A 287-nucleotide genomic window follows, 5' to 3' on the forward strand; every position below is an offset into this window, starting at 1 on the left:
TATAGCGCGACGATCAGGATGAGACGCGCGCGACAATCTGGATGAGACTCTCAGAGCGCGGTCACGGGCAAATTATCATGCTGATTGTCGCTGGCAAGGCTTTCGTCGTTTTCTGATTGCCGCTCCGCGACAAGTTCGTGCGTGTTTTTGATTGTCGCGTAAGAGGCGGGTCTGCCACGCTGGCGTTTGGCCTCCATGGCAGATCTGCGCCGGTAGCTTTCGACATTCATCTCGAAGATCGTTGCGTGATGAACAAGCCGATCGACCGCGGCGAGGGTCATGGCGGG

1 pseudogene is annotated in these 287 nt (G+C 57.1%); it reads right to left on the minus strand.

Features of this window, described 5'->3' with window-relative positions:
• Nucleotides 1–50 precede the first annotated feature (50 nt).
• Nucleotides 51–287, minus strand: a pseudogene (locus AC0L3D_RS37080) (hypothetical protein); the annotation flags it as partial.

This window comes from Mesorhizobium sp. WSM4837 (assembly GCF_055811435.1).